Source organism: Photobacterium piscicola (assembly GCF_900166965.1).
Taxonomy (GTDB): domain Bacteria; phylum Pseudomonadota; class Gammaproteobacteria; order Enterobacterales; family Vibrionaceae; genus Photobacterium; species Photobacterium piscicola.
In genome coordinates this window covers 231,289-244,492 of the sequence record NZ_FUZI01000004.1, presented here as the reverse complement: position 1 = coordinate 244,492, position 13,204 = coordinate 231,289, and the positions used below count along the sequence as shown (strand labels likewise).

The 13,204-nt window shown below is 38.6% G+C and carries 12 protein-coding genes; 4 read left to right on the top strand and 8 right to left on the bottom strand.

What is annotated here, in order from left to right; translation table 11 throughout:
• Positions 1–152 precede the first annotated feature (152 nt).
• Positions 153–1,004 (top strand): fatty acid metabolism transcriptional regulator FadR, encoded by an 852-nt coding sequence (fadR, locus tag CZ809_RS12500; RefSeq protein ID WP_080157963.1) that lies wholly within the window; start codon positions 153–155, stop codon positions 1,002–1,004.
• Positions 1,005–1,088: 84 nt separating this feature from the next.
• On the opposite strand, the gene CZ809_RS12495 is transcribed toward fadR, so the two are convergent.
• The 3 genes from CZ809_RS12495 to CZ809_RS12485 form a co-directional block, all read right to left on the bottom strand.
• Positions 1,089–2,618 (bottom strand): SpoVR family protein, encoded by a 1,530-nt coding sequence (locus CZ809_RS12495; protein ID WP_080157962.1) that lies wholly within the window; start codon positions 2,616–2,618, stop codon positions 1,089–1,091.
• Between the two features lie 106 nt (positions 2,619–2,724).
• Positions 2,725–3,996: a YeaH/YhbH family protein gene (locus CZ809_RS12490; RefSeq protein WP_080157961.1), complete on the bottom strand. Its 1,272-nt coding sequence runs from the start codon at positions 3,994–3,996 to the stop codon at positions 2,725–2,727.
• Between the two features lie 25 nt (positions 3,997–4,021).
• Positions 4,022–5,956, bottom strand: coding sequence for a PrkA family serine protein kinase (locus tag CZ809_RS12485; RefSeq protein WP_080157960.1), 1,935 nt, complete (start codon positions 5,954–5,956; stop codon positions 4,022–4,024).
• Positions 5,957–6,509: 553 nt separating this feature from the next.
• Between CZ809_RS12485 and CZ809_RS12480 the strand changes: the two genes are divergently transcribed.
• Complete coding sequence (locus CZ809_RS12480) at positions 6,510–6,890, top strand: VOC family protein (protein WP_080158163.1); 381 nt, start codon at positions 6,510–6,512, stop codon at positions 6,888–6,890.
• A gap of 50 nt (positions 6,891–6,940) precedes the next feature.
• Here CZ809_RS12480 and CZ809_RS12475 read toward each other — a convergent pair whose 3' ends face one another.
• Both CZ809_RS12475 and gap read right to left on the bottom strand, forming a co-directional pair.
• The gene (locus CZ809_RS12475; RefSeq protein ID WP_080157959.1) at positions 6,941–7,816 is read right to left on the bottom strand and encodes a D-hexose-6-phosphate mutarotase; all 876 of its coding nucleotides are present in this window, start codon (positions 7,814–7,816) and stop codon (positions 6,941–6,943) included.
• Positions 7,817–8,165: 349 nt separating this feature from the next.
• Positions 8,166–9,161 (bottom strand): type I glyceraldehyde-3-phosphate dehydrogenase, encoded by a 996-nt coding sequence (gene gap, locus CZ809_RS12470; protein WP_080157958.1) that lies wholly within the window; start codon positions 9,159–9,161, stop codon positions 8,166–8,168.
• Positions 9,162–9,497: 336 nt separating this feature from the next.
• Between gap and msrB the strand changes: the two genes are divergently transcribed.
• Positions 9,498–9,887 carry a peptide-methionine (R)-S-oxide reductase MsrB gene (gene msrB, locus CZ809_RS12465; protein ID WP_080157957.1) on the top strand — a complete coding sequence of 130 codons (390 nt, stop codon included), beginning with the start codon at positions 9,498–9,500 and terminating at the stop codon, positions 9,885–9,887.
• Between the two features lie 72 nt (positions 9,888–9,959).
• On the opposite strand, the gene CZ809_RS12460 is transcribed toward msrB, so the two are convergent.
• Positions 9,960–10,748 carry a DUF2989 domain-containing protein gene (locus tag CZ809_RS12460; RefSeq protein WP_080157956.1) on the bottom strand — a complete coding sequence of 263 codons (789 nt, stop codon included), beginning with the start codon at positions 10,746–10,748 and terminating at the stop codon, positions 9,960–9,962.
• Positions 10,749–10,982: 234 nt separating this feature from the next.
• Between CZ809_RS12460 and CZ809_RS12455 the strand changes: the two genes are divergently transcribed.
• A complete protein-coding gene (locus tag CZ809_RS12455) occupies positions 10,983–11,306 on the top strand; it encodes a YeaC family protein (RefSeq protein ID WP_080157955.1) in 324 nt (107 codons plus the stop codon).
• A 3-nt stretch (positions 11,307–11,309) separates the two neighbouring features.
• On the opposite strand, the gene CZ809_RS12450 is transcribed toward CZ809_RS12455, so the two are convergent.
• Together CZ809_RS12450 and ansA are read right to left on the bottom strand one after the other, a co-directional pair.
• Positions 11,310–11,984, bottom strand: coding sequence for a glutathione S-transferase family protein (locus tag CZ809_RS12450; RefSeq protein WP_080157954.1), 675 nt, complete (start codon positions 11,982–11,984; stop codon positions 11,310–11,312).
• Positions 11,985–12,129: 145 nt separating this feature from the next.
• Positions 12,130–13,143, bottom strand: coding sequence for an asparaginase (gene ansA / locus CZ809_RS12445; protein ID WP_080157953.1), 1,014 nt, complete (start codon positions 13,141–13,143; stop codon positions 12,130–12,132).
• Positions 13,144–13,204 lie beyond the last annotated feature (61 nt).

The following is a 13,204-nucleotide window of genomic DNA, read 5'->3' as shown; positions in this document are numbered from 1 at the left end:
ATGCAACCTTTAAGGGGATAGATGGTTTATTTTTGTACATATCTATCTGCGCTATGTCAGAGTTATGTACTAGATTTCAGCTATTGAACAACTAGTGGTATGATGAGTGTTAATAAATAATATAAACAAGAAGCGAATTGGATTGAACTTAGATGGTTATTAAGGCAGATAGCCCAGCGACGTTTGCTGAGAAATACATTATTGAAAGTATCTGGAATAATCACTTTCCTCAGGGCTCTATTCTTCCTGCTGAACGTGAACTTTCAGAACTGATTGGCGTAACTCGAACAACGCTGCGTGAAGTATTACAACGTTTGGCTCGAGATGGTTGGCTAACTATTCAACATGGTAAACCTACCCGTGTAAATAATTACATGGAGACCTCTGGTTTAAGCATTTTAGATACGTTAATTACATTAGATGGACAGGATGTTCAACGCGTATTAGCTGATTTATTAGCGGCTCGTACTGATATCAGTAGTGTTTTTATGCGTTATGCTGTCAAAGGTAATCCAGAAAATTCCAGTGAATTAATTCAACATGTAATTGAATCATGTCAACGATTACTCGCAGCTGAGAGTTTTGCTGAGTTTATTGAAAATAGTGATGATCGATTAGATTTACTGCAAGAAGTAAAAAAGATCGTTGATAAATACGGTAAAAATGATCCTCAGTTATGTGAGGAAGTTTGTCGAGCCCGTGCTTTTAATTACTATGATTACCGTTTATTCCAAGGAATGGCAGGAAAATCAGGTAATACGCTATATGTGCTGACAATTAATGGATTACGTAAAATTTATACTCGCGTTGGCGGTTATTACTTTATGAATCCAGAAGCATGTCAATTAGCGCTTAATTTCTATAGTGATTTGCAATCATACTGTGATGGTCATCAACCTGAGTTAGTTGCTGATCGCATTAAAAAATATGGCCGAGAAAGTGGGGCGATTTGGTATACCCATCGTGTTAAAATCTCTAAATATTTATATGAAGAAGAGCAGTAATAGTTACTGTTCTTAAAAAAATTAAAACGGGGGAATCAACGTTATGTTGGTTCCCCCTTTTTTATATTGTGGCTGAGGCTGATGTTATATATCAGTGTTGTACTGCGTATTTGCCGGACAAGTTGCTATAATTTTTCCACGTCCATCTGGTAATTCCTCTTCGAGGGTCACTCTAAATCCCCATAGTCGGTGCAGGTGTTTTATCACTTCGGCATGACTGTCTGCTAATGGTATTCGATTGTGTGGAATGTAACGTAATGTTAATGAACGATCTCCTCGAAGTGCCACGTTCCAAACTTGTAAGTTAGGCTCATTATTGCTGAGGTTGTATTGAGACGATAACTTTTCTCTAATGGCGTGATAACCTTCTTCATTATGGATAGCACTGACTTCAACATAGTTATGACGGTCATCATCATCGACAGCGAAAAGCTTAAAGTCACGCATTAATTTTGGTGATAAAAACTGGCTTATAAAGCTTTCATCTTTGAAGTTTTCCATTGCAAAATGGAGAGTATCGAGCCAATTTGATCCAGCAATATCAGGAAACCAATATTTATCTTCTTCGGTTGGATGCTCACAAATACGACGAATATCTTGGAACATTGCAAATCCTAACGCGTAAGGATTTATGCCATTGTAATAAGGGCTATTGTATTCAGGTTGTGCGACCACATTAGTATGGCTGTGTAAAAATTCCATGATGAATCGATCTGTTACCAATCCTTCATCATAGAGGTGGTTTAGAATTGAATAATGCCAAAATGTTGCCCAACCTTCGTTCATGACTTGGGTCTGTTTTTGTGGGTAAAAATATTGGCTAACTTTACGTACTATGCGTACTAACTCTCGTTGCCATGGTTCCAGTAGTGGGGCGTGTTTTTCAAAGAAATAGAGAATATTTTCTTGTGGTTCTGATGGAAAACGTTCTTCTTCTAATATGGTTTCTTTGGCTTGGTGTTGGGGAATGGTGCGCCATAAAGAATTGACTTGAGATTGCAAATAATCTTCACGGGCCTTCTGGCGTGCAGTTTCTTCAACTAGTGATATTTTTTGAGGGCGCTTGTAGCGATCAACGCCATAATTCATCAAGGCATGACATGAATCGAGCAGTTTTTCTACATCATCAACACCATATTTTTCTTCGCATTCTGTAATATATTTACGGGCAAACAATAGATAATCAATGATAGAACTGGCATCAGTCCAAGTTTTAAACAGGTAATTGCTTTTAAAGAAAGAGTTGTGCCCATAACATGCATGTGCCATTACGAGGGCTTGCATAGTAATGGTGTTTTCTTCCATCAGATAAGCGATACAAGGGTCGGAATTAATTACGATCTCATAGGCTAAGCCCATCTGGCCATGTTTGTAGCCTCGCTCAGTTTCAATAAAGCGCTTACCAAATGACCAGTGGTGGTAATTGATAGGCATTCCGATACTGGAATAGGCATCCATCATTTGTTCGGCAGTGATAACTTCAATTTGATTTGGGTAAGTATCAAGGCGATAGTGTGCAGCTACACGCTTAATTTCAACGTGATATTGTTCAAGCAAATCAAAAGTCCAATCTGGTCCATCACTGAGTGGTTTTGTTGTTGTCATTATTGCCATCACTCAATCTCCCCATGTTTGTCCACTCGATACTGATAAGTTGGCATAAATCGGCACAAGGCTTATGCTGTGCCGATTATGGTTAGTATCATGGAGTAGCGTTAATTTAACTGACTTGTTTTTTAAATAATTCCCTAAACACGGGGAAAATATCTTCAACAGTTTTAATATTTTGCATCGCAAAATTCTCATGGCTGCTGTGTAACGCTTCATACTCTCGCCATAATGTTTGATGTGCTCGACGAGTGATTTCTATGTATGAATAATAACGTGTTACTGGAAGTATGTGTTTATCAAGCAATTCACGACAACCTGGGGAATCATCTGCCCAATTATCGCCATCAGATGCTTGTGCCGCATAAATATTCCACTCTTCGGGACGATAGCGTTGTTTAACGATGTCATGCATCATTTTCAATGCACTTGATACTATTGTGCCACCGGTTTCTTGAGAGTAGAAAAACTCATGCTCATCCACTTCTTTTGCTTGAGTGTGGTGACGAATAAACACCACTTCAACATTTTTGTAAGTACGGTTTAAAAATAAATACAGTAATATATAGAACCGCTTAGCAATATCTTTTGTCGCCTGATCCATTGAGCCGGATACATCCATTAAGCAAAACATAACCGCCTGACTTGATGGTTGTGGACGACGTTCGTAGTTCTTATATCGTAAGTCAAATGTATCAATAAATGGAGTACGGTTAATCTTTTTCCGTAGCACGTCAATCTCTTGTTTAATCCGTTCTTCTTCAAACGGTTGAGCAGGCTCAGTTGTAAATAATAACGCCAGTGCTTGCTCTAGCTCTCGTACTTTTCGCCGCTTACCTGCGGTCATTGCGGTTCGTCTTGCGAGTGAATTTTGCAATGATTTTACGATAGCGATATTTGATGGTACGCCTTGTGATTTATACCCAGCACGAAACGTTTTCCATTCTACAAGTTGATTAATCGCGTTTTTTTGTAAATTAGGTAATTCTAAGTCTTCAAACAATAGATCAAGGTATTCGTCTTTTGAAATTTGGAAAACAAAATCATCTTGTCCATCGCCATCAGGACTTGCTTGACCTTCGCCCGCGCCGCCTTGACCACCACCTCCTTGTGGTCGTTCGATGCGATCGCCGGGACTAAATTGGTCATTACCTGGGTGAACGACTTCTCGTTGCCCACCTTTACCTTGATGAAAGGTTGGTTCGCTAATGTCGCGAGAGGGGATGGTTATATCCTCACCACTATCGACATCAGTAATCGAACGTTTATTTACTGCATCAGCGATTGACTCTTTAATTCGCTGTTTATGACGGCGTAAAAAACGTTGGCGATTGACGGTGCTCTTATTTTTACCATTGAGCCTTCGATCAATAAAGTGTGCCATAGTTCCCCCCTTTGTTGTCAGTTGGTTACGACGACTTACGCACGCGTAAGTACCATTCAGACAATAAGCGAACTTGTTTGCGGGTATAGCCTTTCTCCATCATTCGAGCAACAAAATCATCATGTTTTTTCTGCTCGTCTGTTGAGGTTTTCGCATTAAAGGAAATAACCGGTAACAGCTCTTCTGTATTAGAGAACATTTTTTTCTCAATTACAGTTCGTAGCTTTTCATAGCTAGTCCAATTTGGATTTTTACCTGCATTATTGGCACGAGCACGAAGAACAAAATTAACAATTTCATTTCGGAAATCTTTTGGATTACTGATACCTGCAGGTTTCTCAATTTTCTCGAGTTCATTATTGAGCGCAGAACGGTCAAACAATTGGCCTGTATCAGGATCACGATACTCTTGATCTTGAATCCAAAAGTCAGCATAACTTACATAACGATCAAAGATGTTTTGGCCGTATTCTGAATAAGATTCCAGATAAGCGGTTTGAATTTCTTTACCAATAAATTCAACATATTTAGGCGTTAAGAAGCCTTTGAGATGCTCTAGATATTTTTCAGCAATATCTTGTGGGAATTGTTCACGCTCTATTTGTTGTTCAAGCACATAGAATAGGTGAACAGGGTTAGCCGCAACTTCAGCATGATCAAAGTTAAATACACGTGAGAGGATCTTAAAGGCGAAACGGGTTGATAATCCATTCATGCCTTCATCAACGCCCGCATAGTCACGGTACTCTTGATATGATTTTGCTTTTGGATCGGTATCTTTAAGTGTTTCACCATCATAGACACGCATTTTTGAATATACACTTGAGTTTTCAGGCTCTTTTAGACGTGATAGCACAGTGAAACGCGCTAGAATTTCAAGGGTACTTGGTGAGCATGGTGCCGATGATAGCTCACTGTTTTGTAATAATTTTTCGTAAATACGCATTTCTTCAGAAACCCGTAAACAATAAGGAACTTTAACGATGTAAACACGATCGAGGAAGGCCTCATTAGTCTTATTATTACGGAATGTCTGCCACTCTGATTCGTTTGAGTGCGCTAAAATCATGCCATCAAAAGGCAATGCTGATAGTCCTTCAGTACCGTTATAGTTACCTTCTTGAGTCGCTGTTAATAATGGATGTAGCACTTTTAATGGTGCTTTAAACATCTCAACAAACTCCATTAAGCCTTGGTTTGCTTTACATAAGGCGCCTGAATAACTGTATGCATCGGGATCATCTTGCGAGAAATGCTCAAGTTGGCGAATATCAACTTTACCGACTAATGATGAAATATCCTGATTATTTTCATCACCCGGTTCCGTTTTAGCAATACCGACCTGATCCAGAATCGAAGGGCGTACTTTTATCACTTTAAATTGAGTGATATCACCACCAAATTCATGTAATCGTTTGGCAGCCCATGGCGACATAATACTATTAAGATAACGGCCAGGAATGCCATATTCATCTTTTAGTAATCCACCATCTTCTTGTTTATCAAACAAACAGAAAGGATGATCATTGACTGGGCTACGTTCGCCATTAGCCGTAAGAATATAAATCGGCACTTTTTGCATTAAACTTTTAAGTTTTTCAGCTAATGATGATTTACCACCACCAACAGGGCCTAATAAATAGAGAATTTGTTTACGTTCTTCAAGTCCTTGAGCCGCATGTTTAAGGTAAGACACAATTTGTTCAATGGCTTCTTCCATGCCATAAAAATCTTTAAAGGTGTCATAACGTGATATTACGCGGTTGGAAAATAAGCGGCTAAGATGTGGATCTTGTGCGGTATCAATCATTTCTGGCTCGCCAATAGCCATTAGAAGACGCTCTGCTGCGTTGACGTAAGAACTACGATCGTCTTTACAGATATCAAGGAATTCTTGTAATGAAAGCTCTTCGTCTTTAGCTTCTTCATAGCGCTGACGATAGTGGTCAAAAATACTCATAGTATGCCCCCTGAATCGTTCTTATATTTGAGAGTAATTAATGAAAAACATAGTGTTTTTGCATTGCTTACTTATTTAAGCCTAGTCTGAACTTGCTACTTTGTATTGCAGAATTACTGATTGGTGAATAAATTTTTTCACAGTTGATAGGATAAAATTGCCGATTAAATAACCGATACCAATCACTATCCTTTAATTTAAAGGGTTTCGCAAGCTAATTTGTTGCAAAGTTATTGTATCTATGTTGTTTTTGTGTTTGTAGATGATGAGTTTATCAGTTGGATGTAAATGCTATGACTTATATGCTTATTAGTTTTTATTACTGATTAAGTATTTAGTTATGAAGTAAATGTTTTGATTATGTATTAAAGGCAGTTTTATTGTGTTTTTTTGTCATAGCGTGATTTTTTTGCTCTGTCTTAACATTAAGAGCGAATGATAAATTGTAAGAATCTAAGGGGGCATACTCATTTTTTAACACAAAAGGCAAATGACTGATTTAATCTCAATATGGACGGTCATGTTAGTGTTTAAAAGTATGGAGCGAGATGTTATGTCTATTTGTCGAGTTGATACGGTATCAATTCCAGTCACAGATCAAAATCAAGCACTGCAATTTTATCGTGATGTATTAGGGTTTGAATTAATAAGAGATCATGCTGAGAATCAACAAACTCGGTGGGTACAACTGGTGCCAAAAGGGGCTGAAACAACGATCAGTTTAGTAAAACCTTTTGCGGGGATGGAAGCGGGAGGGGTACAAGGTTTAGTGGTTCAAACGCATGATATTCAATCTACATATCAAGAGCTTAGCAGTCGAGGTGTGGCACTATCTGAAATTATTACAATGATGGAAGGGCGATTTGCGACCTTTAATGATCCTGATGGCAATGGTTGGGTATTGATTGAATCAAATGGCACCATGCTAGCATAACATCACTAGCCAGATCGTAATCTTGCTAGTGATGGAGAAAGCATTATGAATTAGTGCTGGACGGCAATACGAGTTGCTAAGGTATGTGACTGTCCTGGTTGTAGCTCAATAGTTGGGGTATGAATTGTTGATTCAACACACACCATGGTTTCAAAGCTATTGTTTGCCATGTCAGCCATGCTTATTGATAATTGTTGCCAAGGGTTCCAAATAACGGCTGCATTATCACCGTCATTCGTTACTGCAATAGTACGTTGGTTATTTTTGTCTGCAATTAGAATCGTTGGTTGAGGCTGAGTATATACACGATCCGTTTCTGCGCTAAAGGTTAATACATCACTACCTTGGCATGCTTTTCCTGCTTGAGTGCTATCTAAATATGCGTGACCCATACCCGTTATTGAAACATTGTTGATATCTGCAATATTAAAATAAGTGTGTAGTGCACCGCCAAATGACCAAGGCTGAGTATCTGTATTGGTTGATGATAAACTCACTTTTAGCTCAGCATTCATTTCAAATGTGATTTGGTTATGGAATTTATGTGGCCAAATTTCACGAGTTTGTTGGTTATCTTCAAGGGTCAAAGAAACAATAACGCCATGCTCATTTTCACGGTGTTGCGATAATGTCCACTCACTTGTACGAGCAAAACCATGAGAAGGAGTTCCTGCTTTACCAAACCATGGCCAACAAACAGGAATACCACCACGAACTGCTTTTGTTAGATCAAATTCAGCATTTTCACTTAGCCAAATAACATCTTTTTCACCCGCAGGTTTGAACCAAAGTAGATGGCCACCATGGAGAGAAATTCCCGCTTCTACCATTGGGTGAATAATGCGAATAATTTTCACACCTTGATATTCGCATACAGTAACAGCATCAGATAATGCATTAATTGTCGAAAGTTGACGTAAATCCATCTTCTTTTCCTTAATGTTGAGTGGCGAAAGCGCCCATTGGTGATGATTTTGGTTATATTCAGCGCAAAATCATAAACAATGAAAACTTATTTTTCGTTTTAAAATATCAAAGAATATTAAGATTTATTTGTTATTTTTGTAACATATTTGATCTGAATATTTCATGTGCTATACATTAAACAGGGCTGCGGTGGTTATTTTATAATTTATTCGTTCTAAGTGAGAATGATGACGGCATGTTATTTTTGGTTGAATTGATAATTACCATATTTTAGATGTAAAAAAGGCGACACCCTTAAGCGTCGCCTTTTACTATCTGCTTTCAAAGAAAGTCAGCTAATTGCTTACATTACTTAGAGATGTGAGCGATTAGGTCTAGAACTTTGTTTGAGTAACCGATTTCGTTGTCGTACCAAGATACAACTTTAACGAAGTTATCGTTAAGTGCGATACCAGCTGCAGCATCAAAGATTGAAGTGCGAGTGTCGCCATTGAAGTCAGTTGAAACAACTGCATCTTCAGTGTAACCAAGAACGCCTTTTAGAGAACCTTCAGAAGCTTCTTTCATTGCAGCACAGATAGCTGCGTAAGATGCGCCTTTTTCTAGGTTAACTGTTAGGTCAACTACAGAAACGTTAGCAGTTGGTACGCGGAAAGCCATACCAGTTAGTTTGCCGTTGATTTCTGGAAGAACAACGCCTACTGCTTTAGCAGCACCAGTTGATGAAGGGATGATGTTCTGAGAAGCACCACGACCGCCACGCCAGTCTTTAGCTGAAGGACCATCTACAGTTTTTTGAGTTGCTGTAGTAGCGTGAACTGTTGTCATAAGACCAGAAACGATACCGAAGTTGTCGTTTAGAACTTTAGCGATAGGCGCTAGACAGTTAGTAGTACAAGAAGCGTTAGAAACGATGTCTTGACCAGCGTAAGTTGTATCGTTAACACCCATTACGAACATAGGTGTAGCATCTTTAGATGGGCCAGTTAGAACAACTTTCTTAGCGCCAGCTGTGATGTGCTTACGTGCAGTCTCGTCTGTTAGGAACAGGCCAGTTGCTTCAGCTACTACGTCAACGTTGATTGCATCCCACTTAAGATCTTCAGGGTTACGCTCAGCAGTTACACGTACAGTTTTACCGTTAACGATTAAGTTACCGCCTTCAACTTCAACAGTACCGTTGAAACGGCCGTGAGTTGAGTCGTACTTAAGCATGTATGCCATGTATTCAACGTCGATTAGGTCGTTGATACCAACAACTTCGATGTCTGTGCGCTCTTGAGATGCACGGAAAACAAAACGACCGATACGGCCAAAACCGTTAATACCTACTTTAATTGTCATTACAGTTTGCTCCACAACTTAATTTCTAATGAAATATAACTGGTAGTAAAATTACAGAATCCTTTGCAAGCCTGCAAGCAAAAAAAACGTTTAAATTGCTTGAGGTCAAAAAAAAGTTTGGATTTCTTTACATTTTCACTACATCGCCGTTAATTTATACAAATATTGTTTAAATTAACGACGCAGTAATTATTTACTCTTAACTGTTTGTTGCAATAATCACAAACTATTTTCGAGTCTATGTGACTTTTTGCACAAGAAGTATGTGGTACAGTGGCCCTAAATTGCAAATATATTTATTCAATTTACTTAAAATACAAGAAAGGCAATAAAAGAATGAATCAAAAAGATAATGCATATTGGCAGGATAAGTTATCTACTGATGCTTATCGAGTGTGTCGTGAGCAAGCAACAGAAGCTCCCTTTAGTGGCACACTGTTACATAATCGTGAGACTGGTGTTTATAGTTGTACTTGCTGCGAGCAGCCTTTATTTGCTTCTGCTAATAAATATGATTCTGGCTGTGGTTGGCCGAGCTTTGACGCACCTATCACGAAAGAGTGTATTCGTTATTTAAATGATGATAGTCATGGCATGGTACGGACGGAGATTCGGTGTTCACAGTGTGATAGCCATTTAGGGCATATTTTTCCTGATGGGCCGCCATCAACAGGTGAGCGATTTTGTGTTAATTCAATTTCACTGCTTTTCTCTACCGATAATTAATCTGCTGCTGTGTACCCGTGACGGTTTAAGATAATCGCGCTGAGATCTTTATACTATGGTGAGTTGTTATGGCTATTGCATCATAATATCAGTGCGATGGTATTGACCGTTATTCAAGGTTGCAATGATGTTGAGTGTCACACTATCTAATTTTTTTCGCTCGTTTTCAGTTAACTTAAATGGGTTATGAAGTGTTATTTTTTGAGGTGTATTATTGGGTTGATAATGGGTACTGATATTAGCCCAGACATAAGCTGCTGCCATGTTGTGTTGCTGATAATATAAGGTTGAAAGAGAGTGTAATATACTGATATTAATATTATCTTTTGCTTTATAAAGGCTGAGGCTATGATGCAGAAGATCGATTGTCTTAGGCTTATCTTTATTAACATAATAGCGAGCCAGTGCTAATTGTAATTCAGGGTGTTCAAGTTTTTTATCACCTTCAAGTGCAATAAATTGTTGTTTAGCTATTGGGTCACCCTGACTCCAACGATAATAAATAATATGTGGATCTTGAGAGGATTGTAATTCTTGATTGAGCCGTTCAATACTTTCATAACTATGATATAGCGCTTGTATGCGTTTGGTCTTACGTTGCTTTAATTCTGTTGGCTCAATGCGTGCGGCATACTCAAGACAGAACTGATATTCCTTGGTTGCTTTTAACTCTTTAAATTTGTGTTGTTCTGAGGGGGTTTGCAAGGTGTCATAACGTTGCCATATAAGGTTCGTTCGTTGAATGCGACATTGGCCATCATTAAGATTTAATGGTTGGCATACGTCGGGGTTATCATCACATAGATTCTCTGTGGTACGGTAATGATCAAAGCAACCACTCAGTAAAAGTGGTAATAACATTATGGCTTTTACATTTCGTAGTGAGTGTGACGATACTGTACGTGCGAACAATAAAACAAAGTTCAAAAGATAAACTCATAAAAAAGCGATAATTAAATTTAGCAGTATTATTTTTTTTGTAAATGAAACTGTTACTGCAAAGTAATTTAATATGATAGGTCTACAATGAATAAATATGTTTTTTGATATTGACCTAAAATATGTCATGCAACCATGGTAAATAAGGATAAGAATATGGATGTTAATCAACTCTTAGCGGCAATGACGCCTGACGTTTATCAGCGTATTTTAACCGCAGTTGAGACAGGTAAATGGTTGGATGGCTCAACATTAACTCCCCCATTACGTGATAGTGCAATGCAAGCGGTGATGCTGTATCAGTCTCGGCATAATATCAAGGCCGATCACATGACGGTTGCTGCTGGTGGTGATATTAAATTTAAATCAAAAGCGGAATTTAAACGGGACTTTGCTGTTGATGTCACTGCGATGCCTCGTGACACTGAAAATACGTCCCATGACAATGATATTGCTCGCTTTGATCATGATCAGTTGTAATTATCATGTTGATGAGTGCGGTAAAATCATGGGTTCACAATAGAAATCTTGTAATTGATGATCTTCTTCTGCGATAAGATTGGCTATCCATGGTTCCTGTTCTATTCGCTGTAGATAAGCATGTAACTGTGGATAATGCGGTTGTAAACGTAACCCACTCATCCATCCGCTTCGAAAGATACTCCATAAACTAATTTCAGCCATTGAAAAATGATCACTGACATAACCTTGCTGTGGAATTTGTTGGTTAAGGTAGTGCAGTACATCTGGAAGATGATGAGTTAAACATTGCTCAACGGCTTCTTGATCGCAACTTTTGTTTTGCATTTTTTGACGTAATATTTTTTGATAAAACAGTACTCCTCCAATTAATGATGTGACACGAGTTGCTGCGTATGATTCAAGCCAGCGTATTTGAGCTCGTTGTTGTGCATTGCCTGGATATAGTGGTGGAATGGGATAAACATCATCTAAATAATGCGCAATAACTGCGGAATCAATGATGGTTAATGTTCCATGCTCAAGTACTGGAACTTTTCCCATGGGGTGGCGTTTGTGTGCAAGTTCCTTTTCAAGATAAGGATTAAGCGGTTGGAGTTCATAGCGAATACCTTTGTAATTGAGTGCTAGCATTATTTTTCGTACAAAGGGAGATATCGAGGTGCCATGTAAAATCATAGTGGTCACTTATTGCTTGGCTCAATGAGCGATAATATTGCAATAAGTGTAGTTGGCTTTGTTATTGTTGGTGGTAGAAATCATGATCAAAAAAAGAGCCATAGCGGCTCTTTTTTGCATCGGTAATCAACAGTGTGATTATCGATTAATGGGTTAATTCACCACGTAAATCTTGTTGCATCAGACTACGGACCGCTTCAGTGGTAAGGTCTTGGCTTAATAAATAATGTAATTTAGCCAATGCAGCTTCAGGGGTCATATCATAACCACTTAAGACACCTGCTTCAGCAAGCGCACAGCCTGTTGCATACCCACCCATATTCACTTTACCTGATAGGCATTGAGTTAAGTTCATTACAATAACGCCACGATCTGTTGCCGCTTTGAGTTGCTCAAGCAATTCTTTATTTTGTGGCGCATTACCGACACCAAATGTCAGTAGTATCATTGCATTGACGGGTTGACGTAATGTGTTACGGATCACTTCAGGAGAAATGCCCGGATACATTGTGATAACCCCAATTGGTTGCGGTGTAATAGTATGGACTTGAAATGCGCCGTCAGGCTTTTTATCTATTTGGGCAATGTTATTAACAGTAATATTGATTCCCGCTTCTAATAGCGGTGGTAAGTTTGGCGAAATAAACGCACCAAAACCATCAGCATGTGCTTTAGTACTGCGATTACCACGGATCAATTGGTTATTGAAAAATACGGTGACTTCATTGATTGGGTAATTAGCCGCAATATGAAGAGCATTTAACAAATTACTTTGACCATCAGAGCGTAATTCAACCAATGGAATTTGTGAACCAGTCACAATCACAGGTTTGTCTAAATTTTCAAACATAAATGATAATGCTGATGCGGTGTAAGCCATGGTATCAGTACCATGTAAAATCACAAAACCATCATATTTATCATAATTAGCTTTTATATCATCTGCAATTCGCTGCCAATCCATGGGGGTCATATCTGATGAATCAATCAGTGGTTCATACTCATTGATAGTGAACTCTGGCATTTCTGAACGATGGAATTCTGGCATGCTTGCCAATTGTTGCTGCATAAAACCAGCAACAGGAACATAACCATGATCCGACTTTTGCATACCAATAGTACCGCCAGTGTAAGCGATGTAAATGTGTTTTCTTTCCATTTTTAAGCTCAGAATGAACGAATGAGTGCGCGTATTATACGCAAACTGCATGAAGATGCGA

Bases quoted from the DNA above. Each gene is read 5' to 3' on its own strand.
- fadR (WP_080157963.1), top strand. From the start codon at position 153: ATGGTTATTAAGGCAGATAGCCCAGCGACGTTTGCTGAGAAATACATT.
- CZ809_RS12495 (WP_080157962.1), bottom strand. From the start codon at position 2,618: ATGGCAATAATGACAACAACAAAACCACTCAGTGATGGACCAGATTGG.
- CZ809_RS12490 (WP_080157961.1), bottom strand. From the start codon at position 3,996: ATGGCACACTTTATTGATCGAAGGCTCAATGGTAAAAATAAGAGCACC.
- CZ809_RS12485 (WP_080157960.1), bottom strand. From the start codon at position 5,956: ATGAGTATTTTTGACCACTATCGTCAGCGCTATGAAGAAGCTAAAGAC.
- CZ809_RS12480 (WP_080158163.1), top strand. From the start codon at position 6,510: ATGTCTATTTGTCGAGTTGATACGGTATCAATTCCAGTCACAGATCAA.
- CZ809_RS12475 (WP_080157959.1), bottom strand. From the start codon at position 7,816: ATGGATTTACGTCAACTTTCGACAATTAATGCATTATCTGATGCTGTT.
- gap (WP_080157958.1), bottom strand. From the start codon at position 9,161: ATGACAATTAAAGTAGGTATTAACGGTTTTGGCCGTATCGGTCGTTTT.
- msrB (WP_080157957.1), top strand. From the start codon at position 9,498: ATGAATCAAAAAGATAATGCATATTGGCAGGATAAGTTATCTACTGAT.
- CZ809_RS12460 (WP_080157956.1), bottom strand. From the start codon at position 10,748: ATGTTATTACCACTTTTACTGAGTGGTTGCTTTGATCATTACCGTACC.
- CZ809_RS12455 (WP_080157955.1), top strand. From the start codon at position 10,983: ATGGATGTTAATCAACTCTTAGCGGCAATGACGCCTGACGTTTATCAG.
- CZ809_RS12450 (WP_080157954.1), bottom strand. From the start codon at position 11,984: ATGATTTTACATGGCACCTCGATATCTCCCTTTGTACGAAAAATAATG.
- ansA (WP_080157953.1), bottom strand. From the start codon at position 13,143: ATGGAAAGAAAACACATTTACATCGCTTACACTGGCGGTACTATTGGT.